Source organism: Sphingobacteriales bacterium (assembly GCA_016700115.1).
GTDB lineage: Bacteria > Bacteroidota > Bacteroidia > Chitinophagales > UBA2359 > UBA2359.
The window spans coordinates 4,243,879-4,268,605 of the sequence record CP064999.1; the positions used below are offsets into that span (position 1 = coordinate 4,243,879).

At 35.4% G+C, this 24,727-nt stretch carries 22 protein-coding genes and 1 tRNA gene; 10 read left to right on the plus strand and 13 right to left on the minus strand.

Going from position 1 to position 24,727, the window contains the following annotated elements; translation table 11 throughout:
• Window positions 1-114: 114 nt before the first annotated feature.
• Window positions 115-984: a hypothetical protein gene (locus tag IPM47_15210; protein ID QQS28206.1), complete on the plus strand. Its 870-nt coding sequence runs from the start codon at window positions 115-117 to the stop codon at window positions 982-984.
• A gap of 43 nt (window positions 985-1,027) precedes the next feature.
• Window positions 1,028-1,816, plus strand: a complete 789-nt coding sequence (locus IPM47_15215) for a C40 family peptidase (protein QQS28207.1) — start codon at window positions 1,028-1,030, stop codon at window positions 1,814-1,816.
• Between the two features lie 25 nt (window positions 1,817-1,841).
• Here IPM47_15215 and IPM47_15220 read toward each other — a convergent pair whose 3' ends face one another.
• From IPM47_15220 to IPM47_15230, 3 genes are all read right to left on the minus strand, one after another.
• On the minus strand, window positions 1,842-2,429 hold the full coding sequence (locus tag IPM47_15220) for an HAD-IIIA family hydrolase (protein ID QQS28208.1): 588 nt from the start codon (window positions 2,427-2,429) through the stop codon (window positions 1,842-1,844).
• Between the two features lie 18 nt (window positions 2,430-2,447).
• On the minus strand, window positions 2,448-3,041 hold the full coding sequence (locus tag IPM47_15225) for an SIS domain-containing protein (protein QQS28209.1): 594 nt from the start codon (window positions 3,039-3,041) through the stop codon (window positions 2,448-2,450).
• A gap of 192 nt (window positions 3,042-3,233) precedes the next feature.
• Window positions 3,234-4,484 carry an MFS transporter gene (locus tag IPM47_15230; GenBank protein ID QQS31492.1) on the minus strand — a complete coding sequence of 417 codons (1,251 nt, stop codon included), beginning with the start codon at window positions 4,482-4,484 and terminating at the stop codon, window positions 3,234-3,236.
• 219 nt (window positions 4,485-4,703) lie between these two features.
• Between IPM47_15230 and IPM47_15235 the strand changes: the two genes are divergently transcribed.
• Window positions 4,704-5,363: a hemolysin III family protein gene (locus tag IPM47_15235; GenBank protein ID QQS28210.1), complete on the plus strand. Its 660-nt coding sequence runs from the start codon at window positions 4,704-4,706 to the stop codon at window positions 5,361-5,363.
• Window positions 5,364-5,414: 51 nt separating this feature from the next.
• Here IPM47_15235 and dnaE read toward each other — a convergent pair whose 3' ends face one another.
• From dnaE to IPM47_15270, 7 genes are all read right to left on the minus strand, one after another.
• Window positions 5,415-8,981, minus strand: coding sequence for a DNA polymerase III subunit alpha (dnaE, locus tag IPM47_15240; GenBank protein ID QQS28211.1), 3,567 nt, complete (start codon window positions 8,979-8,981; stop codon window positions 5,415-5,417).
• A gap of 207 nt (window positions 8,982-9,188) precedes the next feature.
• A complete protein-coding gene (locus IPM47_15245) occupies window positions 9,189-9,776 on the minus strand; it encodes a hypothetical protein (protein QQS28212.1) in 588 nt (195 codons plus the stop codon).
• Between the two features lie 125 nt (window positions 9,777-9,901).
• The gene (locus tag IPM47_15250; protein QQS28213.1) at window positions 9,902-10,354 is read right to left on the minus strand and encodes a hypothetical protein; all 453 of its coding nucleotides are present in this window, start codon (window positions 10,352-10,354) and stop codon (window positions 9,902-9,904) included.
• A 42-nt stretch (window positions 10,355-10,396) separates the two neighbouring features.
• Window positions 10,397-11,326 carry a DUF58 domain-containing protein gene (locus tag IPM47_15255; GenBank protein ID QQS28214.1) on the minus strand — a complete coding sequence of 310 codons (930 nt, stop codon included), beginning with the start codon at window positions 11,324-11,326 and terminating at the stop codon, window positions 10,397-10,399.
• Window positions 11,327-11,516: 190 nt separating this feature from the next.
• Window positions 11,517-11,837, minus strand: coding sequence for a thioredoxin (gene trxA, locus IPM47_15260; GenBank protein ID QQS28215.1), 321 nt, complete (start codon window positions 11,835-11,837; stop codon window positions 11,517-11,519).
• A 208-nt stretch (window positions 11,838-12,045) separates the two neighbouring features.
• A complete protein-coding gene (locus tag IPM47_15265; GenBank protein ID QQS31493.1) occupies window positions 12,046-13,212 on the minus strand; it encodes an HD domain-containing protein in 1,167 nt (388 codons plus the stop codon).
• 170 nt (window positions 13,213-13,382) lie between these two features.
• Window positions 13,383-14,435 carry a branched-chain amino acid aminotransferase gene (locus IPM47_15270; GenBank protein QQS31494.1) on the minus strand — a complete coding sequence of 351 codons (1,053 nt, stop codon included), beginning with the start codon at window positions 14,433-14,435 and terminating at the stop codon, window positions 13,383-13,385.
• A gap of 284 nt (window positions 14,436-14,719) precedes the next feature.
• On the opposite strand from IPM47_15270, the gene IPM47_15275 reads away from it, so the two are divergent.
• From IPM47_15275 to IPM47_15290, 4 genes are all read left to right on the plus strand, one after another.
• The gene (locus IPM47_15275; GenBank protein ID QQS28216.1) at window positions 14,720-16,267 is read left to right on the plus strand and encodes a sigma 54-interacting transcriptional regulator; all 1,548 of its coding nucleotides are present in this window, start codon (window positions 14,720-14,722) and stop codon (window positions 16,265-16,267) included.
• 149 nt (window positions 16,268-16,416) lie between these two features.
• Window positions 16,417-16,491, plus strand: a tRNA-Val gene (locus IPM47_15280).
• 31 nt (window positions 16,492-16,522) lie between these two features.
• Window positions 16,523-16,942 (plus strand): Holliday junction resolvase RuvX, encoded by a 420-nt coding sequence (gene ruvX / locus IPM47_15285; GenBank protein QQS31495.1) that lies wholly within the window; start codon window positions 16,523-16,525, stop codon window positions 16,940-16,942.
• Window positions 16,943-17,023: 81 nt separating this feature from the next.
• On the plus strand, window positions 17,024-17,629 hold the full coding sequence (locus IPM47_15290; protein QQS28217.1) for a peptide deformylase: 606 nt from the start codon (window positions 17,024-17,026) through the stop codon (window positions 17,627-17,629).
• 53 nt (window positions 17,630-17,682) lie between these two features.
• Here IPM47_15290 and IPM47_15295 read toward each other — a convergent pair whose 3' ends face one another.
• Entirely contained in the window at window positions 17,683-19,164 is a 1,482-nt protein-coding gene (locus tag IPM47_15295) for a GWxTD domain-containing protein (GenBank protein QQS28218.1), read from the minus strand.
• Window positions 19,165-19,569: 405 nt separating this feature from the next.
• On the opposite strand from IPM47_15295, the gene IPM47_15300 reads away from it, so the two are divergent.
• Window positions 19,570-21,270, plus strand: a complete 1,701-nt coding sequence (locus IPM47_15300; protein ID QQS28219.1) for an AarF/ABC1/UbiB kinase family protein — start codon at window positions 19,570-19,572, stop codon at window positions 21,268-21,270.
• A 93-nt stretch (window positions 21,271-21,363) separates the two neighbouring features.
• Window positions 21,364-21,543 carry a hypothetical protein gene (locus IPM47_15305; protein QQS28220.1) on the plus strand — a complete coding sequence of 60 codons (180 nt, stop codon included), beginning with the start codon at window positions 21,364-21,366 and terminating at the stop codon, window positions 21,541-21,543.
• A 208-nt stretch (window positions 21,544-21,751) separates the two neighbouring features.
• Here IPM47_15305 and IPM47_15310 read toward each other — a convergent pair whose 3' ends face one another.
• On the minus strand, window positions 21,752-22,852 hold the full coding sequence (locus tag IPM47_15310; GenBank protein QQS28221.1) for a glycosyltransferase: 1,101 nt from the start codon (window positions 22,850-22,852) through the stop codon (window positions 21,752-21,754).
• 146 nt (window positions 22,853-22,998) lie between these two features.
• On the opposite strand from IPM47_15310, the gene IPM47_15315 reads away from it, so the two are divergent.
• The gene (locus IPM47_15315; protein ID QQS28222.1) at window positions 22,999-23,358 is read left to right on the plus strand and encodes a cupin domain-containing protein; all 360 of its coding nucleotides are present in this window, start codon (window positions 22,999-23,001) and stop codon (window positions 23,356-23,358) included.
• 30 nt (window positions 23,359-23,388) lie between these two features.
• Here the strand turns inward: IPM47_15315 and IPM47_15320 are convergent, their stop codons facing one another.
• Window positions 23,389-24,681, minus strand: a complete 1,293-nt coding sequence (locus IPM47_15320; GenBank protein QQS28223.1) for a TlpA family protein disulfide reductase — start codon at window positions 24,679-24,681, stop codon at window positions 23,389-23,391.
• Window positions 24,682-24,727 lie beyond the last annotated feature (46 nt).

A 24,727-nucleotide genomic window follows, 5' to 3' on the forward strand; every position in this document is an offset into this window, starting at 1 on the left:
TAAATGCCGGTTTTGGCTTTGGTTTTATTTTTTTGGTATTTGAGATACAGGATTACAAACTTTCCTTTTATATTCGGGGGACAATCGCTTTATCTGTTTATAAAAATTCTTGTCATGCTATACGATATTCTGATTTTTCTTTTAATACAGCTTTGTATTATTGTAGCTTTTTCAGTTTACCATCATTTAAAATACGTTAAATTAAAGGATGTTGCGACAAAATTGCAGTTAAAACTTGAACAAACAAGTATAAAACTGAACAGAACTATCGAGCAGAGTAAATATTGGGAGAATGAACGCAACAAACTTCAAGACGACAGTTCTTCGTTGCGAAATCAAATTGAAGAACTAAATAAACTTATTAAAAAGGTTGAAACAGAAAATGAAGAGCAACTTGTACAGTTAGAATATATGCAATCATTTAAGGCTCAGGCGGAGTTACTTGGTGAACAACAAAAAGAACTTCAATTTTTATTGCATCAGTCAAACAGCAATATACATCAGCTTGAACTCGAACAGGAAAAAACTAATAAGCAGTTATCTGAAAGTCACCAAAATGAAGAAACTTTAACCAATGCAATTTTACAACTAACTTCTATAAAAAAACAGTACGAACAACTTTTGCTGGAAAAGCAAAAATTTGTGGACGATTTAGAAAAACTGAACCTGAAAGTTAAAAGCCTCGAAAAAGAAAATCAGAATCTTTCTGAAAGGCTATCTGAAGAAAAAATGCAATCAATGAATAAGCAAAACACAATAGATGCTTTGGAACAAACCGCATTGAAATACCGGCAATTGTCAGAAGAAATGAACGAACTAAAATACAAATTCAGCGAGTTAACCCAAAAATATGATTTGGTTGCAGAAGCAAATAAATATCTGACCATTCAATTGGAAGAAAACAAAGAGTTGGTTTCTGTTTATCGAAAAACAATTGATTTATTGGAATCTGGTAGAATTGCTAATGTAAAAACCGGAGTTTAGGATTACTCTTAAATTAGAAATCTGTTCATCAACTCAATAAATCATGTTGAATACTTACTATGGAATTTGCAGTTTAAGTGTGATTCCTTTGCGCAATTTGCCTTCGGATAAAAGTGAAATGGTCAGTCAGTTATTGTTTGGAGAAACTTTTACCATTGTTGAAAGAATGAGTCCATGGCTCCGGATTGTTTGTACTGATGATGATTATTTTGGCTGGATTGATGAAAAACAGTATTTACCTTTATCGCAATCAGAGTTTCAAAAAATCACAAAATCTGAAGAAAAAACCTATTCTTTAGAACCGATTAATTGGGTAGATATTAATGGAAAGAAAACCCTGATTTCATGGGGCAGTACCTTGCCTTTGTTTTCAGATGGAGTGGGTAAATTGGGCAACTTAAACTTTCGTTTTAATGGGAATAATATAACTACGAACTTGAAAGAAAATTCATCAAATAATGTATTGACTTATACGGATCTGTTTTTAGAAACGCCCTATTTATGGGGCGGCAGAACTTTGTTTGGCATAGATTGCTCAGGTTTTACACAGTTGCTTTTCAAAGTTTCAGGTATCCCTATAAAAAGAGATGCCTTTCAACAAGCAGAGCAGGGTATTCTGGTGGAGGATTTTAAAAATGTGGCTCCGGGCGATTTGGCTTTTTTTTCAAACCGCGAAAACAGAATTACACATGTCGGAATTGTTGATAATCAAAAGCGAATCATCCATGCTTCAGGTAAAGTCAGAACAGACTTTTTAAACGAAGAAGGAATAATTCATGCCGAAAGTAGTGTTTGTACACACAATCTAAAAATGGTTAAAAGAATGATTTGAAGAACGGTTAGTTCCAATCTTTTGATTAAATGTTCAAAAGAATTTGGGTAAAATCACACAGATCTTTACAAACAATATCTGCTACTTCATTTTTGGGGGGGGTTAACAATTCGTTGTTGTTTACTAAAACCGTTTTCATCCCAACCTTTTTCCCAAAAATCATATCTGTTTCGCGGTCACCTATGATAACCGATTTTTTAAAGTCAATATCAGGAAAATCAATTTTCGCCTGAAGTGCCATCCCAATTCCGGGTTTTCTACACAAACATTTTACTGCCGCTAAATGAGGACAATAGTAAAATGCATCAATTTTTCCATTTAGGTCTGATACGGATTTTTGAATATGTGCAAACAACATTTGTACTTCCTGATGAGTTACCAACCCCTTCCCTACTCCTTGCTGGTTGGAAACCACAATAAATTTACCAAAAAAACGGCGCAACATAACGAGACATTCCGGCACATTTTGAATAAAAGTAAATTGTTCCAAAGATTTTACATACACATTTCCCATATCAGTGTTGATAACCCCATCCCTGTCAATAAACAAAGTCCAATCTTGGGTAATATTCCATTGTTGAACTTTTTTAAAATTGTTTAAACTTAAAGGCATGTGGTTAATATCTGTTTGTCAATTACCTGCAATCAGAGAAAACAATTCGCGCTCAGTCATTTCGCACAAAATATGGCCGATTAAAATATGCGCCTCCTGAATACGAGGAGTTATGTTGCTTGGAACATCAATCAAATAGTGGCAATACGGCTTTATGAATTCAATATTTTGACCACAAAGCCCAATAGTTGTCATGTTTTTTAACTGTGCCTGTTCTAATGCGTTCAGGACATTTTGTGATTTGCCGGAGGTTGAAATTCCTATCAAAACATCACCTTCATTTCCAAAACCCTGAATCATTCTGGCATAAACCTGATCAAATCCATAATCATTTGCAACTGCGGTTAGATAAGATGAATTTACATGTAGTGCTTCAGCAGGTAAAGGGGGGCGGTCATGGTAAAATCTTCCGGAAAGCTCGGCTGCTATATGTTGAGCATCAGCTGCACTACCTCCATTACCACAAAGCCATACTCTTTTTTTCGATTTAAAAGCATGAATAATCGCCCATCCCGATTGTTGAATACTATTAAGGATTTGTGTGTTGGTAATTATTTTTTGTTTCAGCGAAACTGATTCGGTGATTATATCAGCAATATCAGTGATTGTCATTTCATGTATATTATTAAGCAAGAACGCACAAGAAACAGTATAAGTTTTTTAAACTACTAATTTTGTAAAAGGGTATCTTTCGGCTACAGGGTTATAATTGCACTAAAACTTAAAAATCAGTTTTGCTTTCAAAATTCTGAAATATTAACTTACTAGAGTACTAAATATTTAAACTTCAGAAGTTTTGGCTCCTTAGTCATCAACAAACAATGTTAAAAGTCCTGCAATAAGCATACTGACACCTCCTACTACTAAAGCGTAAATCGGATCATTGTTAAAAAATCTGGAAACCATAAATCCGAGAATACTTGCTGCTACTATCTGAGGTATCACAATAAAGAAATTAAATACACCCATAAAATAACCCATTCTATCGGCAGGCAAAGCTCCTGTCAGCATAGCATAAGGCATTGACAATATACTTGCCCAAGCGGCACCGACTCCAATCATCGAAAACAAAAGTAAACTGGGATCGTTAATAAAATAAATAGAAATTAATCCGGTTCCGCCTAAAAAAAGACAAATCAAATGAGCAGTTCTTCTGTTTGTGTATTGAGCTAACGGGGGAATAAAAAAGGCGACAATGGCAGCGACACCGTTGTAAGCTGCGAAACAAATTCCTACCCAATCAGCACCTTTATTATAAATTTCGGAAGTGGTATCGGTAGTTCCGTAAAGATGTAGAGTAACAGCAGAAGTAGTATAAATCCACATAGCAAAAAGAGCAAACCACGAAAAGAACTGAACCACAGCTAATTGTTTCATCGTTTTTGGCATCTCAAACACCCCTTTGAAAATCTCGGCAAACATATTCCCGATGCTTGTTTGAGATTTTAGCTTTTCCTGCTCTTCCTTTTCCGGCGGATATTCTGTTGATTTAAAAACCGTCCATAAAACTGCTACCAAAAATGCGATTGCCCCTACATAAAACGAATATTTAACTGAAGGAGCTATGTAGCCTTCCGGTGCTGTATTGCTGATTTTCAGAATATTTGTAAAAATATATGGCATTGCAGAACCTGCTACTGCTCCTAAACCTATGAAAAAACTTTGCATGGCAAAACCGGTGTTGCGTTGTTCTTCCGGAAGCTTATCGCCAACAAAAGCCCTGAAAGGTTCCATGGCTATATTAAATGAAGTATCCATAATCCACAACATTACAACGGCCATCCATAATACCGGAGAGTTAGGAATTAGAATTAAAGAAATTGATGCTAAAATAGCCCCTAATAGAAAGAAAGGACGCCGGCGACCAAATGTTGGATGCCAGGTTCTGTCACTCATATATCCAATGATAGGCTGAACCAATAATCCGGTTAATGGGGCTGCAATCCATAAAATCGGAAGGTCATCAATTTCGGCTTTTAGTGTTTGAAAAATCCTGCTAACATTGCTGTTTTGTAATGCAAACCCAAATTGAATTCCAAGAAATCCTATACTCATATTCCAGATTTGCCAAAAACTGAGTGGTTCCTTTCTTTGCATATTGATTCTATTTTTTAAATATTAGTTACGGCTTTTTTTTGCGCGCTAAAGCTACAAAATATGCTGACATCATGTTTGCGGCAGTTTAAATTTGTATGAATTAACAAATAACCGGTAATTCTTTAAATTTCCTTTTTTACCTTTGTTTTCTTTAAAACCTAAAAATCCATATCATTCGTGAGATTACCAAATTACCACAAAAAAGAAGAGCGACTCAACTATCTTACCCATGCCGTCGGAATACTATTAAGCATTATAGGAATTGTTTTTTTAGTCTGGAAAGGTTATTTGCACAAAGACAACCGTATCTTGATTGGTTGTCTGATTTTTGGATTCTCCATGTTGGCAACTTTTGTTTCATCTACTCTTTACCATTGGGTTGAGCGAATTCAAATCAAAAAACGGCTTCGATTGATAGACCATCTTGCAATCTATATACTGATTGCCGGAACCTATACCCCTTTTGCCCTTAATAACCTCAGAAAAGAATGGGGCTATTTAATTTTAGGGTTGATTTGGGGAGTTGCCATATTAGGCATTATTTATAAAGTTGTATTCAGGAATCAATTCGATAAGTTAGGAGCAATTGATACCTTTTTTTATGTGGGAATGGGTTTTTTATCAATTTTATTCATCAAACCCATCGTTAAAAGTATTCATGCAGGAGGATTAGTTTTACTTGCGCTTGGAGGAGCTTCTTATCTGATTGGAGTTTATTTTTATGAATCAAAATCCATTCGTTACAATCATGCCATCTGGCATCTGTTTGTAATGGGCGGTGCTTTTCTACATTATTTTTCTGTTTTATTTTTTGCTTTACCACCTCCCGGCATTTAGAAATTATCATTCTAAAATAGAAGTTGTATAATTACTTTCCTTCAGCGTTCACTAATTCAGACGATAACTTACATTTTCCCAAAGATCTATGGTGTCTAAAACACGGTGGTCGGCTGCTAGATTGAATTTGGTCGAAACCAGCTCAATCGAATAGTTGTTTTTGGAATCAATAAGTTGTAAATACATTTGCATAGTTCCGGGATGTTTGGAACATAAAAGTTCCAACCGTTTGATAAACTTTTCATTGACTACAGATGAAGGTACTTTTAAAGTAATTTTTCTTGCCATTTCCTCCAACACAGAAGATAAAAGTTTTACTTGTGTTACTTTTAGTTCGTCTTTATCTCCCCGATAATTTGGAGCAAATCTTCCTCTGATATACAAAAAGCGACCTTTTTCAAAATAGTTTTTAAAATTTATATAGTCTTCTCCAAACAAGGTCAATTCGTGTGTATTCTCATAATCTTCAAGTATAAATCGTCCATAGGCTTTTCCATTTGAAGAAATGCGATGATCAGCACTGATTACCATACACCCTAACGCGATGTCTTTGTTTTTGTTTTTTTCAAGAATCGCAAAAGTACAGTTGCAGAAATTTTCAATAGCCCTTTTATAATCATTTAAAGGATGACCTGTTAAATATATTCCGATAGTATCTCGTTCAAAATTTAATTGTTCCAATAGTGGGAAGTCTTCACAATCAGGAATTTTAGGTATTTCGATATCATTGTCAAAACTATCTCCAAACAAAGAAGCCTGTGATGTCTGTTGTATAGTTTGATATTGTCCCCCAAATTTTATAGCTTTTTCTATCAGGGAAATTTGTTCATTCAAAGAGATGTAGAAATATTGAGAACGTTTTAACCCGAATCCATCAAAAGCTCCAGAGTAGGCTAAACTTTCAAATGATTTTTTATTTACTGTTCGTAGGTTGATACGTTTTGCAAAATCAAACAGTCCACTAAAGTTCCCGTTTTTATTTCTTTCGCGTAAAATTTCTTCAACGGCAGCTTCGCCTACCCCTTTAATGGCTGCAAGTGCAAATCTGATTTCCCCCTTTTTATTGACTGAAAACTGGATATTGCTTTCATTGACATCTGGCCCTTTAACCGGAATTCCCATTCGGCGACATTCTTCCATGAAGAATGTGATTTTGTCTATATTACTCTGATTGTGAGTCAAAACTGCTGCCATGTATTCTGCAGGAAAATGGGCTTTTAAATAGGCTGTTTGATAAGCCACGTAAGCATAGCAAGTGGAATGAGATTTATTGAAAGCGTAAGAGGCAAAAGCTTCCCAATCAGTCCAGATTTTTTCACAAACTTCGGAAGGATGTCCATTTTTTGCTGTGTTTTCCATAAACTGAACTTTCATTTTTTGAAGCACAGCAATTTGTTTTTTTCCCATTGCCTTTCGTAAAACGTCTGCATCACCTTTCGTAAAATTGGCTAACTTTTGAGATAAAAGCATGACTTGTTCCTGATAAACTGTTATCCCATAAGTTTCTTTCAGGTATTCTTCCATTTCGGGAAGATCGTAGGAAACTTTTTCCCGGCCATTTTTTCGCGCAATAAAATTGGGGATATATTCCAAAGGCCCGGGACGGTAAAGCGCATTCATGGCAATTAAATCTTCAAATCGGTCGGGTTTTAGTTCCCGCAGATATTTTTGCATTCCGGGACTTTCAAACTGGAAAGTTCCATTCGTTTCTCCTCGTTGATATAGCTCATAAGTTTTTTTATCTCCCAAAGATAGTTTATCTAAATCTATGGTAATGTTGTGGTTTTTTTTAATCAAGACAATCGCATCGCGTAGAATTGTCAAGGTTTTCAAACCCAGAAAATCCATTTTTATAACCCCCGCGTCTTCTATGACAGTTCCTTCAAATTGGGTGATTAGAAGTTCGGTCTCTTTTGATGTACAAACCGGAATGATTTCTGTCAAATCTTTTGGTGCAATGATAATTCCTGCGGCATGAATTCCAGTTCCTCTAACCGACCCTTCTAAAACCATTGCTTCTTTGAGTACTTTAGCACGGTCATCGTTTCCGTTTAAAATTTCACGCAGCGCTTTTGCATTGTTCAGGTCTTCCTGAACAAGTTGCTCTTTGGAAGCAAGGCTGTTTTCGCCTGTTAAAGGGGCGGTTAAAATCCTGTTAAGTTTGATACCGGCTCTGTCGGGCACTAATTTTGCTAAAGCATTAGATTCGTTTAAAGGCAGGTCTAATACCCTTGCAACATCTTTGATGCTCATTTTTGCTGCCATTGTACCGTAAGTAACTATATGTGCAACTTGTTGTTTTCCGTATTTATGAACTACATAATCTATTACTTTTTGCCTGCCTTCATCATCAAAATCTGTATCAATATCCGGCATTGATTTTCGGTCAGGGTTCAAAAAACGTTCAAACAGCAAACCATAATAGATGGGGTCAATATTGGTTATTCCTATACAATAGGCAACAACAGAACCTGCAGCTGAACCTCTTCCGGGGCCAATCAATACACCTAACTCTCTTCCTGCCTGTATAAAATCAGCAACAATGAGAAAATAACCTGCAAACCCCATGGTTTTAATGGTAAATAACTCAAAGTTGATGCGTTCTTCAATTTCTGCATTCAATTCCTTATATCTTTTGTAAGCCCCTTCATAGGTCAGGTGTTTTAAGTAATCATCCTGATTTACAAATCCAACCGGTACTTGAAAATTGGGTAATAAAATGTCCTGTTTTAATTTTAAAGGTTCAACTTTATCAACAATTTCGTTGGTATTGTCCAAACACTCCGGTAGATCAGAAAACAGAGTGTTCATTTCAGCAGTTGTTTTAAAATAAAACTCATCATTGGGAAAAGCAAAACGCCGGTTTTTAACCATATTACCATCATCAACAAAATCATCCATTTTTGGCGTGCTTTGTTTCTCACCGGTATTTAAACACAGCAAAATGTCGTGAGCATTGGCATTTTCACGGTCAGTATAATGAGAATCATTGGTAGCTATGATTTTTACGTTGTATTCTTTAGCAAATTTCAACAACACCGCATTTACCATTTCTTGTTCAGGAAGATGATGCCTTTGTAATTCAACATAATAATCTTCTCCAAAAATATTTAACCACCATTCAAACAGTTTTCTCGCTTCTGCTTCTCCTTTTTTCATAATTGCCTGAGGTACTTCAGCTCCAAGACAGCAAGTTGTTGCAATTAAACCTTTGTGATATTGCAATACCAGCTCTTTGTCAATTCTGGGATATTTACCATATAAACCTTCTATAAATCCCAGAGAACACATCTTCGTCAGATTTTTATATCCTTCGGCATTTTTGGCAAGAAATAACTGGTGAAATCTGCGGTCTTTGTCGTCTTTTGTAAACTGTCTTTTATGCCGGTTTTCAACCAAATAAAACTCGCAACCTACTATAGGTTTTACCTGTCCATTATTGTGTTTGGCTGCTTCAGACACAAATTGAAACACCCCAAGCATGTTTCCATGGTCAGTAATTGCCATTCCCCGCATCCCGTCATTGGCTGCTTTCTTAAATAAGTCTCCAATATTGGCGGCTCCGTCTAAAAGTGAATACTGGGTATGGCAATGAAGGTGATTAAAAACTAAAGACATGAATAGATAAATAGAAATTATGAAAAAAATTTAGAAGGGTAAAGTTACAAATCTTCGGACTTGGTTTCAACTTCAAATTATTTTGTTTGACCGATTCTCAATATAAAATGTAAAGAAAAAGCCCGGACAAATCCTTTGAATCAGACTTTGTCCGGGCTTAGTTTTAATTCAAAAACATAACCCTTGATTGAAAGTTATGGAAAAAATTTATTGAGGAGGTATTTGAACCTGAATAATAGCTTCAAATAGTTTCTTAAAATTTTCTGCCTTAATCAACATTTCAAGTGAATCGTTAATTTGTTTGGTTTCAAAATTCGTTTCATCATAAGAATCTGTTACTGCGCCTAAGTCCGTGTTTTTAGTAGTTGAATAATAAATAAGTTTTTTACCCGAAAACACATAGCGTTCGTTTGCAGCACCCGGGTTTTTCAAATTATTTGTATAAAAAACCAAACTTGGATTACCATTTGAATCATAAAGCAAATCGGTATAGGACTGACGATCGGCTATATCTGAAAGTACAATGATTTTTTTTAGACTTACAATCCCTTCCTTTAACTCAAAATAGCAGGTTACATTTTCAGAATATTTGCTGAATTTACCCCAAAATTTAACTTTGCTGCTTTCGCTGTTAATAGTAAGACGATGCGAATAAAGCCTGTCAGCAGCGATTTCTGTGTTTACATTGTCGTTATACTTAAATACGCTCGACAACATAGCGTCGTCTTGAGCTAAAGCAGTTATACTCCCGATGAGCAGAAACAAGAATAAGACCAACGTATTTTTTAAAGTCATGGTAAAATGATTTATTTTGTTTGTATTTAAAAATATCACCATTGTGGGTACAATTTATGGTTCAGCAATTACAACTGCAATAAAGGTCTAAAATTATACACCGGTCAAAATTTATGCCTAAAAACTTAAAGTTTAAAAATTCGCTTCAACTGTTGCCATAACAAAGTTTTTTTGTGATGATCTGATTCTAAGACATTCAATAGATCTGCTAAAATCAACGTGGTATTTATCAGAACAATAGGCTGATACAAATTGGTTGATATATTTAATTGTAAATCTGTACTTGAAAAACCAAAACAAATCAATGTATCAGGTTCGTATTTTCTGATAATATTTGCAAAAGATAAAACATCAGAAACGGGTAAAAAAATCACCAGCACTTTATCGGAAGTTAATCCAATTGCCTTTAGTATGTTATTCAAAAAATTGATTTCTTTTTCAGTAGGATTTGAAACAGTTTTACTAATCACCAGGACTTTCGAATTTGTAGATTCCGGTAAGTCAGGAAGACTTCCATCCGGAAGTCTATATAACGTTTCAGAATAAAAAAAAGAGACTGAATAAGTATTTTGAAACATGGCTTAAAAAATCCGGGAATTTTGACAAACAAAAATTTATTCTCACATCATTTTTGAACGTTTAACAAAATAAGGTTGTAATATTTGAGAAAAATCTTTATTGATATCTGCTGCTACAAAATCTATTTTAAACTGTAAACAACGGAGCTTAAGTTCATTGATAAACTTATCCAATTCCTGACGGTAAAATTCCCGAACCTGGTTGGGCTGCAATTTTACTTTTTCGCCTGTTTCCATATCAACAAACTCATAAGGACGGTTTTCAAATTCAAAATCCAATTCTCTCTTATTGTCCACAACATGAAATAAGATAACCTCATGTTTATTGTATTTTAGGTGTTGTAGGGCTGAAAAAATTTCCTCGGTATTATCGGTATTTTCAAACATATCGCTGAAAATAATGACTAAAGACCTTTGGTGAATATTTTCGGCAATTTGATGAAGACATTGAGCCGCAGATGTTGATTTATTGTAAGGTTTTTGCTGAAGGAGTTGTTCTAATTGAGCAAATAAAAGGTTATGATGCACTGTGGTAGATTTTGCCCTTGAATGCCAATCAACTTGATTTGAAAAAACTGTCAGGCCAACTGCATCTCTTTGCTTTTTTAACACATACATTAAGGCAGCAACAGAAGCGATCGAAAAACGCAATTTATTTAGACTGGGTTTATCTTTCTCACCGGCATCATCCGGGTAATACATTGAAGAAGAAGCATCTAAAATTATGCGACAACGCAGATTGGTTTCCTCTTCAAATCTTTTCACAAACAACTTGTCAGTTCGGGCAAACACTTTCCAGTCAATGTTTTTTACCGTTTCACCGCTGTTGTAAAGTCTGTGTTCCGCAAATTCGACAGAAAAACCATGAAAAGGGCTTTTATGTAAGCCAATGATAAAGCCTTCAACAACTTGTTTGGCGAGCAATTCAAGATTGTCAAATTGGTGAAGCTGTTGTGGGGTTAAAATTTCCATAAATGTTAAAAACCGGAACCTGTTTGTTTTAATTTACTCATCGGAAAAACAATCATGCAAAGATACCATAAAAAAAATAGCCTGTTCCGAAAAGTAACAGGCTATTAAATGCCATATATAAACAAAATAAAAATTTGCCTTTAATCAGGACGAATTTTTTCTTTAAAAAAAGATAGGGCTTAATTTAAGATTAAGCAATATGAGCTTGAATTTTACTGTCGTACACTGAAATAGAAGCAGCCCCAACTTGTTTGTCAACTACTTGCCCATTTTTGATATACAATACAGTAGGTATGTTGCGAACATTGTATTTGAATGAAACTTCTGGATTTGTGTCCACATCAACTTTACCTATCACCACTGTATCTCCGTATTTTTTTGACAATTCTTCAATAATGGGGGTAATAGCTTTACAGGGGCCACACCATTCGGCCCAAAAGTCCACAACAGCTAATTTGCCAGATTGGATAACATCTGTTTCAAAATTCTGGTCGGTTAAGGTCAACGCCATTTTATTAAATTGATTTAATTATAAAATATGTATGTTAGTTTTAAAGATAAACAAGACAAGGTATATTTTGGTTCATCAGCAGCTACTTAACAAAATCTTAGCCGATTTTATTGTTAATTAATTTTTAAAAATTACCCGAATGAAATGATTAAAATAGTTTAGAAATATTATTCATGGCTATTAAAATCTGTCATTCAATTTTTAGAATTTACAAAACCAAATCCTTTGGAAAACACAAGTAATGTTTAACAACCGGCGCTGCAAGGCTTTGCAGATTGGTATAATCGGATGCATCTACAATGTTTTTAACCTCTCCATTGCGATATAAAATATTTATCTGGCTGCCTTTGTATGTATAAGCACTGTTACTTGTCGAACTTTTAAAGACAAAATAGGATGCTTCGTGATCGTTTAGTCCAAACTGAAGTTTTACTATTTGTAACAGATCGTTAAAATATTCTTCGTTTATAGGTTTCGCAGAAATTTGTATTTTAGGCAACCTTCTATTTATCAAGCTTTGAGCTAACTTGTTCAGCACAAAGTCTTTGTGATTTTGCCAGACTTTAATAGAGGTAATTATTTCTGCATCTCCTAAAGAAGCGAAAGCATCAAATACTTCAAGGTTGTTTTCAAAATCGTTCTCAGTATAATTGTTTTCTAAAAACATTTTGAGATTTGGAGGAGCAAACATATTTTCGCCCTGACGGGCAAGTTCTTTGGCGCGCTGTAAAATTTTAACCAACAGCACTTCTGCACAAAGTACGGTTTTGTGAAGGTAAACCTGCCAGTACATCAAACGACGGGCAATCAAAAACTGCTCAATAGAATAAATCCCTTTATACTCAACCACTAATTGATTGTTTCGGACATCAAGCATTTTTATAATCCGGTCAAAACCAATTACCCCTTCCTGAACTCCTGTAAAAAAACTATCTCTGTTTAAATAATCCAATCGGTCCATATCCAATTGGCTGGAAACAAGTTCATGTAAAAAGCTTTTAGGATGATCCCCTGTAAATATTTGTATGGCTAAACTCAGTTTTCCCTCAAATTCAAGATTGAGTTTATTCATAAACATCAGTGAGAGGATTTCATGAGAAACGTTGACCAAACTATGTTCCAGTGCATGTGAAAAAGGACCATGACCTATATCATGCAACAAAATGGCAATAATGGCTGCTTTTGCTTCCTGAGTTGAAATATCTACTTCTTTACTTGCCAAAACCTCAATGGCTTGTTTCATCAAATGAGTAGCGCCTAAAGCATGGTGAAAGCGGGTATGTAGTGCTCCGGGATAGACCAACGAACTTAACCCGAGTTGTTGAATATAGCGCAAACGTTGAAAATATGGGTGCTCTATAAGGTCAAAAGTCATTTCATTGGAAATGCTCAAAAAACCATAGACCGGATCATTGATAATTTTCTTTTTATTCACTTTAATAAGTGGGAAATTTTAATGATTTACGCCAATCTTGAGCTAAGATTTACATAAAAAGGGAATTACTCAAAAAGTAATTCCCTTTAAACATTTTATTTAAAGTGAGCTTAAATTCTTATGTTCCAATTGTATTTGTCAGGTAAAAGTCCTCTTTTAATCCCTTCTAATTCTTTTTTGATATTGGTAGAAAATGTTCTGGATTCAATAGAAGGTAAAACAATGGTTTGGTCAAGGTAAGACATTTCTTCTATATGGGTAATTGTAGCTGCTGTCCCTGCACCAAAAGCTTCCTGTAATTTTCCGGCTTCTTGTGCTTCTATCAATTCCCGGATAGCGATACGCCGTTCTGTAACTTTTAAGCCTTTATCTCTAAAAAGCCTGATGATGCTGTCTCGGGTAATTCCCCTTAATATCGTTCCATCCAAAGAAGGAGTAAGCACCTCGTTATCAATGACAAAAAACACATTCATAGTTCCGATTTCTTCGACATATTTGTGTTCTTTGCCGTCTGTCCAAAGTATTTGATCATAACCTTTTTGACGGATAAGGCTAACCGGATACATAGTAGCAGCATAATTCCCGGCTGCTTTTGCCTCTCCGGTTCCTCCTTCACAAGCACGGACATATTTGTCTGAAATAACCACTTTAATAGGTTTGCTGTAATAAGGGCCAACAGGTGAATTAATAATTACAAATTTATAATTATCTGCAGTGCGAACTCCGACACATTCATCACATGCAAACATAAATGGCCGGATATACATTGAAGATTCAGGAGTATCAGGAACCCAGGCTCTGTCTAATTTAAGCAATTCAATCAAAGCATTTACAAATGTTTCTTCGGGCAATTGCGGCATTCCCATGCGAAAAGCTGAAAAATTGAATCTTTTAGCATTGTCATCTGCCCTAAACAGTAAAATGTCATTGGTATTTTGGTCTAAGTTTGCTTTAATTCCTTCAAAAATTGCCTGACCATAATGCAAAGCCGATGTTGCCGGACTTATCTCCAAATTCCCGTAAGGCATAATTTTACCCTGTTCCCATTGACCATTCCGGTAATCCATGACAAACATGTGGTCGGCAAAGATTCTTCCGAAAGGGAGGTTATTAAAATCAACCTCCGATAGTCTTGACAATTTAGTTTTTTGTACGCTAAACATCTTTTTTAATGGGGCTACGTGAATTGAAGTCATAAAAGTAAGTTTTATTTAGTTATAAACTATTCGAAACCTTGCGGTTATTTTTTATAGCTCTTTGTTAAAAAACAACTCTCCCAACCGGTATAAACAATGTATTAATTTTGTTGTAAACAACTTTTACAAAGCTGCAAATATTTAGTGATAATCACCTAATTATTTTTTACAAAATTTAACAATTACCCTAAAATAACACAGCACCTTTGCAATTGGTTTGCACACATGTGAACATTTATCGAACTTATAGAATGACTTTTTGTTGTAAACCTTTATTTTTATGGTTAAATTCCCAGCCTATACAGTTTATGAAAATTACAGACATATCAACACTTGGTGCATTAAAAACTTCCGGCTATCGCACTAAATCTGTAAAAGAAGAACTCAGAAACAACCTGATTGAAAGAATAAAAAACAGGATTCCTTTATTTCAAGGCATTATCGGCTATGACAAAACAGTGATACCTGACTTAGAAAGAGCTATTTTATCAAAACACAATCTGATTTTCCTGGGTTTAAGGGGACAAGCAAAAACCCGGTTGGCAAGACTAATGATACAACTGCTGGATGAATTCGTACCTGTTGTTAAAGGTTCAGAACTCAACGATGATCCCTTTAATCCCATTTCAAGATTTGCAAAAGATATTCTCGAAGAAATGGGGGACGATACTCCTGTTACCTGGATGCATCAGTCAGAACGATATACTGAAAAACTGGCAACACCTGATGTTTCAGTGGCAGATTTAATTGGAGATGCGGACCCGATAAAAGCTGCAAATCTACATTTGAATTATTCGGATGAAAGAGTGATACATTTTGGGTTAGTTCCAAGGGCTAACCGTGGAATTTTTGTAATCAACGAACTTCCTGATTTGCAGGCGAGAATTCAGGTTTCGTTGTTTAACATTTTGCAGGAAGGTGATATTCAAATCCGTGGTTTTAAGGTTCGTTTACCTCTTGACATACAGTTTGTTTTTACGGCTAATCCTGAAGATTACACCAACCGCGGCAGTATAGTTACACCTTTAAAAGACCGGATTGAGAGTCAAATTCTCACTCATTATCCACCAACTATAGAAATGTCGAAAGCAATTACCGAACAGGAAGCGAAATTGCCAGAAATACAACGTTCTGCTATAGCTATCAACAACCTTGCAAAAGACCTGATTGAACAAATCTCATTCGAAGCACGAAAAAGTGAGTTTATAGATTCTAAAAGTGGAGTATCTGCCCGACTGAGTATTACAGCTATGGAAAACCTGATGAGTGCAGCCGAAAGAAGAATTTTAATTAACGGTGAAACACAAACTCAAATCAGAGTAGGTGATTTTTGGGGAGTCATTCCCTCAATTACCGGTAAAATTGAATTAGTATATGAAGGCGAACAGGAAGGACCTTTTATAGTAGCACAAAATCTGATCGGAAAAGCCATACGAAGTTTATTCATCAGATATTTTCCCAATCCCGAAGAACAGAAAAGAAAAAAACAACGCAATATTTATCAACCGGTGATTGATTGGTTTGGTCAAGGCAATGATTCTTTAATTGGCAACGATATTAGTAATATTGAATATCGCCATTCATTATTTAATATCGGAGGCCTGATGGATATTGTAGATAAATATTACCCCCAGATTGTGGAATCTGAAAAATTATTTTTAATGGAGTTTTTACTGCATGGTTTAGCAGAATTTTCTTTAATCGGAAAATCGCCGGTTCATGCCGGTTTTGCATTTCAGGATTTACTTAACAGTATGTTTCAAATAAACAGTTCTGATACCAACAACGACGACGAATAATATTTGTTTTCTAACAAATTCATCTTCCGACATTGCAAGTTTTTTAGAGCAACTCTTGTTTTGTCTTTTACACTTATTTTCAGTTTCTCCATTTTTTAAATTAGAAAAAAGTAAAAAAACCGGTAAAACTTCCGAAATTTGCCGCGTCAGAGTCATTAGCTCAGTTGGTTCAGAGCGCTACCTTGACAGGGTAGAGGTCACTGGTTCGAGCCCAGTATGACTCACTTTCTTTCTTTTTTTGACAATGGAACCCAAATGGGACGAATTGTAGCCATAGATTTTGGGTTAAAACGAACAGGTATTGCTGTTACAGATGTTCTGAAGATTACAGCCAATGGTTTAACAACATTAGATACCTCAGTAGTATTGGAATTTCTATATAACTATATTCAAACAGAAAGTGTAGAGTTATTTGTTGTTGGCGAACCCGTTAACTTAGATGGAAGCCCAACTCATGCTACCCTTTCTGCCAATAATTTCGTAGCCGCATTACAAAAGAAAATTCCTGACATCCCCGTTGAAAGGGAGGATGAAAGTTTTACCTCAAAAATGGCAATGCAAACCCTGATAGATGCAGGTATTAAAAAGAAAAAACGACAAGACAAAAAATTGTTGGATAAAATAAGTGCGGCCATTATTTTGCAATCTTATTTAACCCGTAAAGGCATTTGGTAGCCTAAAGTCAAAAACTATCACAAAATTCGATTCTTCATTTTTTCCCGATAACTTAACCAAATTTAATTTTTCCCCTACGATATGATACTTCCAATTGTTGCTATAGGCGACCCCGTTTTACGAAAAACAGGAACTGACATTTCAAAGGATTATCCAAATCTTCCGGATTTGATTGTTAATATGTTTGAAACTATGTATAACGCCAAAGGTGTTGGGCTGGCTGCCCCTCAAATCGGATTATCTATTCGCCTTTTTTTAGTGGATACTCTTCAACTAAAAAACAAACCCGGTCATAAAACGGACGAATCAGATGATGAAGATTTGAAAGATGAGTTTCCAGTTAAAAAAGTGTTTATCAATGCAAGAATTCTTGAAAAAAGCGGTAAGATCATTTCTTACAACGAAGGATGTTTGAGTATTCCGGGTGTTCGGGAAAATGTAAAACGTTCTGATACTGTGTCTGTCAGATACATGGATGAAACATTTACTGAACATACCGAAACCTTTACCGGATTAACCGCCAGGGTCATTTTACACGAATATGATCATATAGAAGGGATTTTGTTTACCGACCACCTTTCACCTCTTAAAAAACAGTTATTAAAAAAACGCCTCGAGAGAATTGGAAAAGGCATTGTGGATATAGAATATCGGATGCGATTTCCCAATATGCCCAAAAGGCGCTGATATTTAAAAAAAACAGGAGTTTATTTCAACATTTCTGGTCTATATAGTTTGTTTTACTCGTTGAAATACATCCCGGATTTCCGCCCGAAATTATCATCCGTTGGAAGATCGTCAATGGTTGGTGCCCACCCTTTTTGGTTATTGATTCTCATTTGCCAACGTGGATCTTTAACTTCTCCCCTTGCGTCGGAATGGATTAAATCAAAATTGTTGGAGGCAATTATTGTTTTCACAAACACAAATTTAATGTTGGTTTGTTTGTTGTTTAATCTGTAATAATGCCAGATTTCATAAGGAAGCGAACCTGCTTCGGCCGGTACTGAAACAAAGTCATTGGGGTTGCCATATTTTAGAAAAACCCTCCCTCTGTCTGTTTCAAATCCATGTAACTTTAATGTTTTATAAGTTGTTTCCACGTAATCGGCCTTTTCCCGGTAGATTGAAAATCCAAGAGCAGGGTCGAGTGGTTCTTGTTGTCGCCAAAATGCACTAAGTGTTCTTCGGATAATTTCTGTATTATTAGAAGCCAAAGCATTGAAAGCAAATTGATTAGCTTGATCAGATGCAATTGGAGCAATAGAGGCTAAGTAAAATTTTACCTGATCATCTGTTAATTGGTTTATATAATCATCGGCTACATCCGGTAAATCATCCGGAGTTTTTGCCTGTGAAAACAAAACTTCATTTTTATTTTGTTCTATTGGGTTGTTTCTATAAAAGGTTACGGCGTTTTCATTTAAAACCTCGTTTTGTTTGTTCCGAATTTCAATCCATAAAAAATAATTTCCTGATGGTAAAGTGCTGATGTCCAACTCAGCCATCAAAATATTAGCAGATTCAGCTTTAAGTTTCTTAAATTTCTTCAGGTTATTGACGACTGTTTTCCTGCTGTTTACAACCGAAAAAGTGTACATAAAATCGGCATCTTTACCCAAAATCTTATCCGCATTGTAAACCTCAGCATAAAAGGACAACGTTTTCTGGTCAGAAGGATAATAACCCAATACATTTGGAACGAGATTATATCCGTGTTTACTGTATTTTGTTTCTTCTGTGGCTTGTTCCAGCCCATTCACTAAAATAACATCTGACATTGAAATCTGAACATCATCTTTTGCAGTTTGCTCAATGATTAGATCTGCTTTACGGTTAACGGTACTGTTGGGAACATGAACATCATTAAAAATCACTTCCAGATTATAGGTTCCTGCACCAAGTTCAAACCGTTTAAGATCAAACAAATCAAAGCGAAGTTGTGTGCTGTCGGCAACAGCACGACTTTGTAATATGTATCTGTCAAATTGAACTATTTGTTCCTGACGGTTAAAAATAAGGGTGATTTCAACCTCTGCCTGAAATTCTTTCTCAGGTGTTTGAACATAAGCTACTGAATTTCCGGGAATTAAAATATACACTTCGGCGTAACTGCTTTGATTGGGCGGATAAAACAATGCATAATCAACAATGGGATTAACTGCCTGAACAAAGCCAAAAGGCATCAGAAAAGCAAAAAGCAGGTAGTATAGCTGTTTCATGTGTTTAAATTTAAATGGCTTGGTAAAATATCAGCGGAGTGTTTTTAAGTATATCAACAGGATATGTTGTTAAAACGTTAAAATGTACTTCATGCGTTGCCTTAAATGTGAATTTTAGTAAAAAAAGGTTTCCATAGTACAGTTATTGTAACAACAATGAAATATGCTCAAAAATACATAAAAACAAGAACCATTGTATGTTGAGCATACCTCGCTTTATGAAGTACCACAAGTTCTAATCTAAGTAAAAGGACACAGATGGTGTTCTTTTATTTTTACAATTTTGAATTAATCAATCATCATTTTGCCCAACTTTACCCAATGATGGAAGTATTGCATTGAACAACAGACATTTTATTTTTTACTACCTTTGTGCCGGTTGAATTCAAATCACAAAATCCCGCCATGTTGTTTAATCAAGCCTTTAAAAGCATCAGACGTGTCAGAGAAATCGTGCGTGTATTGGTGAAATATGGGTTTGAAGACGTAGTATCGAATACTATCCTTATCAACTTTGTTCCAAAAAAACAACGATTACAATGGGTAAGAGAAGAGCGCCCAGTTTTTGATTTCAGTCGTTGGGAACGCATCCGAATGGTTTGTGAAGAATTGGGAGCAACCTTTATTAAGTTGGCACAAGTGTTGAGTAATCGTCCCGATGTTTTGCCTGATCAATTGATTTTTGAACTTCAGAAACTGCAAAACGAAGTTCCCCCTTTTTCATTTGAAAAAGCCAAACAAATAATAGAATCTGAACTTGGAAAACCGCTACACGAAGTTTTTGAATATTTCAATGACCATCCTATTGGATCGGCATCAATTGGACAAGTGCACCGTGCACGTCTAAAAAACGGGCATGAAGTGGTGGTTAAGGTTCAACGCCCTGAAGTCGCAGGTTTAATAGAAACAGACCTGAACATTATTAAAGTAGTAGTTGCCAGAGGAGAGAAATTTTTTGAACGCAACGGCATTATTAATCTTATTGATGTTGTCGAGGCGTTTGAAAGAAGCATGCAAAAAGAGCTGGACTATTCAAACGAAGCCCGAAACATTAAAATGTTCAGGGCTACATTTAGGAAACAAACCAAATTTTTTGCTCCTGCAGCCTATAAAGAATACAGCACTAAAAAAGTGCTTACGCTGGAGTATGTGAAGGGTTGCAAAATTACAGATGTAGCACAATTAAAAGCATGGAATTTAGATCCTGCCAAAATTGCTGAAACAGGTATTGACATCTATCTTACTCAGATTTTTGAGTATGGAATTTTTCATGCTGACCCACATCCCGGAAACGTATTAGTCAGAGAAGACGGGGTGATTTGTTTGATTGATTTTGGAATGGTGGGCAAATTGATGAAGAAAGATAAAATGGCATTTGCCGGTATCTTTGTTGGGATGGCTCAACAAAATCCAAAAATGACTGCTGATAGTTTGCGTGCTTTGGCTATTGATGACAATATAACCGATATGCGAACCTTTGAATATGATTTGAATGAAATCATAGAAGATTTTGCTACCCTTGATGTGAGTGAATCGAATATGGCAGAGTTTTCGGATCGGTTACAACAAGTTATCTATCATCATCGCATTCGTTTGCCCGGGGGTGTTTTTATTATCTTACGTGCATTGGCTATTTTAGAAGGTATCGGAAAATTAATTCACCCCAATTTTAATACTTCTGAATTTATTGAGCCTTATGGACGCAAATTATTATTAGAAAAATATTCTCCTCAAAATTTGGGTTCTGAGGCTTTTTCGTTAAGTGCAAAATTGCTCTCGTTTCTTCAAACTTTTCCTGCCGAACTCAATGATATTATGGTTCGTGCCCGAAAAGGGAAATTGACCATACAAATAGAACACAGAGGCTATGAACAAGCACTGAACCGGTTAGACAGATCTGTTAACAGGTTAATCCTTTCAATTATTATTGTTGGGTTGCTGTTATCCTCTGCGATTAGTATGACTATTATCACCGGATCTAATATCAACATGTTAATTACAGAGAGCGGGATACCTTATCTCAGTTTTTTGGGTTTTATTATAGCCTCAGTTTTGGGACTTTTACTGATGTATGCAGTTTTGAGAAGCCGAACACCCAGAAATTAGATGTTATCACCTTTTAGCTTTATCAGAACTTTTAATGCTTGTAGTTGGTTGTTTGGTATATATTCATCACCTGAAAACATAAAAACAATAAGCATGGAAAAAGTTATTTATATAGTTGTAGCTGTAGTGTTGCTGATAATCTTGTTTAAAATTCTGCGTATCGTGTTTTATGTAGCTTTAGTGGTTTTTGTATTTTATTTTATTTATGATCAAGTTAAAGACAAAATTCCTACGGGGCGAAACAAAAACAAAAGGGATATAGAGATTAAATAAAAAGCAAAGTAGTTTAGAACAATTGAGGCTTTAATAATTTTTCACAATCATTCTTCTGAATTCAACGATTTTTAAATTTTAGAAACGAACCAAAGTTTGCTTCATTATCTTTAAAAATGGCAATTTTATTCAATAAAAAAGCAATTTTTTTAAGTAAAACAAGACTTTTTTTTGTTATTATTGCTTTATTTTTGTATAGAATATTAATTTAAAGGGCTATTCTATCATAAAAAGCCACCAACTTTTTTTCTTCCATCTGCCAGTTAACTACTTTTCTGGCTTCGAGGCAATTCTGACGTAATCTTTCATAATATTCCTCGTTAGAAAGCAATTCATTGACCTTTGCAGCGATATAAAGCGGATTTATATCTTCTAAAATCACTGCCACTTCAAATTCATCATTGATGCGCTTATATTCCGGAAAATTGACACAAAGTTGAGGCACTCCGGCATGGAAATAGTCAAAAAACCTGTTTGCCAGCGAATAATAGTAGCTCTCACCTTCACGACTGAAAAAAGTAAATCCCAATGTAGCATTGAGGGTAATTTGTCTAAGTTGATCCGGTTGGATAAAACCAAAAAATCGGACTTTATTTTCCAATCCAAATTTGCTTACTAAGTTTACACAATCATCAAAAACATCCCCCTTTCCACAGATATACAACTTGCAATTTTCAATAAATAACATGGCTTCTATCATTTCCTCAACTCCTCTGCCAACATTTACCGCCCCCTGGTATAAAATGTATTTTTCCTGACCATTCTTTTTAGAAATCGTTTCATCTCTTAACACCGCTGCATTTCTGATGATTTCAAAAAAAGTTCCATATTCATACCTGAACATATCGGCATAAGACTGATTGATGGTATATGCATAACGGGTTCTTGGGACAATAATTCGCTCTACTGTTTTCCACACCCATTTAACCACCGGACGGTTAATAATCTCTGGCAATTGAGTAAAATATTCATGTGCGTCATAGACGTGTGGCTTTCTTTTAATCTTTGCAGCTATAAAATTAGGTACCAGCGTATCCAAATCTGTAGCACCGTAAATATCATACCGGTGAGTTAACAAATGCCAAAGCAATCTCAGGTTATAAAAAAAATAAAATAGTTTTCCTTTGTTGAAAAAAAGGGTTAGCCTTATTTGCCGGTAATTTCTTTCAGGCAATGGTTTTACTTTTTCAATCACTCTGCCAATTAAAGTTACCCGATAGCCTGCATTGCTCAAAGAAGTACAAATTCGCTGCATTCTTTGGTCGTAATGCAAGTCATTGATGACGGTGAAAACAATATGTGGTTTCATTGGTTTTTTCTACTTAGTATTCAAGATCAGTTTCAACCTTTATTTAATTCCTTTAAAAATAGATGTGATTCTGATGGATTGAATAAATTTGTTGCTGATTCGTGTTTTTAATGATACAGTTTGTTTATTAACCTTATGGAATAACTATGCTGCCAAAAGTAACCCAACTTTTTGAACTTCCACAAATTTTGCCCGATGCGGCTTTCGAACCTGAGATATTTGAAACATTAGCAGAAGGCAATGGCATAAAAATAGAACGGATTATCTCTAAAGGACATGTAACCAAATCTGAATTTTGGTATGAACAAAATACTGATGAATGGGTAATGCTGCTTCAGGGAACAGCAATACTGTTGTTTGATCAAGATTCGGGAGAAGAATTAACCCTTCATACAGGTCAGGCCATTTTAATACCGGCCTATAGAAGGCATAGAGTAATTTTTACCTCAACAAAGCCTCCTTGTGTCTGGCTGGCTATTCATGCAAATTTTACAAATGCTTCTTAGTATTTTGATTTAAGTTTTCTGAACATCATTTCAACTGCTTTCCTTTAGAAGTTCCTGTAAAAGTTTGTGAATTTCCTGTTTGTATGTTTCAAATTCAATGCCTGTTGCAGGTCCCATAAATCCGGTATGAATTTTTCTGATATTCCCCTGTCTGTCTAAAAACAAAGTAGTCGGAAAAGAAGTAAAACTATTTAAAACCGGGAATGCCTCTAAAGCTTTTGATTTAGAAGCTTTTCCGCCATAAACGACCGGATATTGAATATTGAAATGTTTGATATATCTTTCAATGGCAGGCTTTGCTTTGTCTAAAGATTCTCCGGCTTCAAAAGCTACCGCAATTATTTCGAGTCCTTTATCTTTATACTGATCATACAAATCAACATAAAATGCAGTTTCATCCATACAATTAGGGCACCAAGTTCCCATAATCTGAACTAATGTAACTTTGTTGTTAAACTGTTCATCTGTCAATGATACCTGTTTGTTCGATATGTCAGGTAAAGTAAAAACAAGTTTATTTTTGTTAGATTTTAATCGGGTAAGTTCGAAAGGATCGGGCATCGAAACTGTATCATCTCTGATCCCTATCCATATTTCATGTGAGTGATTTCCTGACCAAAAATGGCCGTCCAAATCGCCTTCGTCATTGACATAAGCTTTAAAAAGAAAAGCATGAGCACCATCAAAACAGGATAACATTAAATCTCTGTCCGCTATAATGCCTTCCAGAAAGCGATAATCTCCTGTAGAGGTTAAAAAAGTCCCGGTTACTTTTGTTCCTTCCTGTTCAAACACGCCTATAGCATCTGTTTTGCTTTTCTTGTCATCGGCAATAAACATAACCGCCCAACGCCCACTGACAGTGGCATTATATTCGGCTATTGGGGCATCAAATCTTGTACTATCCCCAAATATGGCATAAAAATCAAGTTGATAATCGGGACCTTTTGCATAATTAAACCAACTGCCTAAAATTCTTCTATCGTTAAATTTCCCTTTTATCTGAGAGCCAAAAACCGGCAAAGTAATTGTAATAGAATCTTCAACTATTGAGATATCCGTTACTTTTATTCTTTCATCTGCATTGATGATATCCAATTTATAAGTATTGTCCGGATTTCTAAACAAATCAAAATTAAAAGGCAAAGTTTCAGTTTCTGAAAGACGCAAAGTTGCCCTCCATCTGCCTTCAGACAATACTCGTTTGGGGCTATCATCCCGGGTCTTATTTGAGTCAGTCCGGTTATTTTGGCAAGAGTTAAAGTTAAACATCATTAAAAACAAAAAAAAAGGAATTGCGTTTTTAAAAGTTTTAAAAGGCATATTTGTTCAAAGCTTGAAGTTGTTGTCAAGAATTAACAGTTTGAAA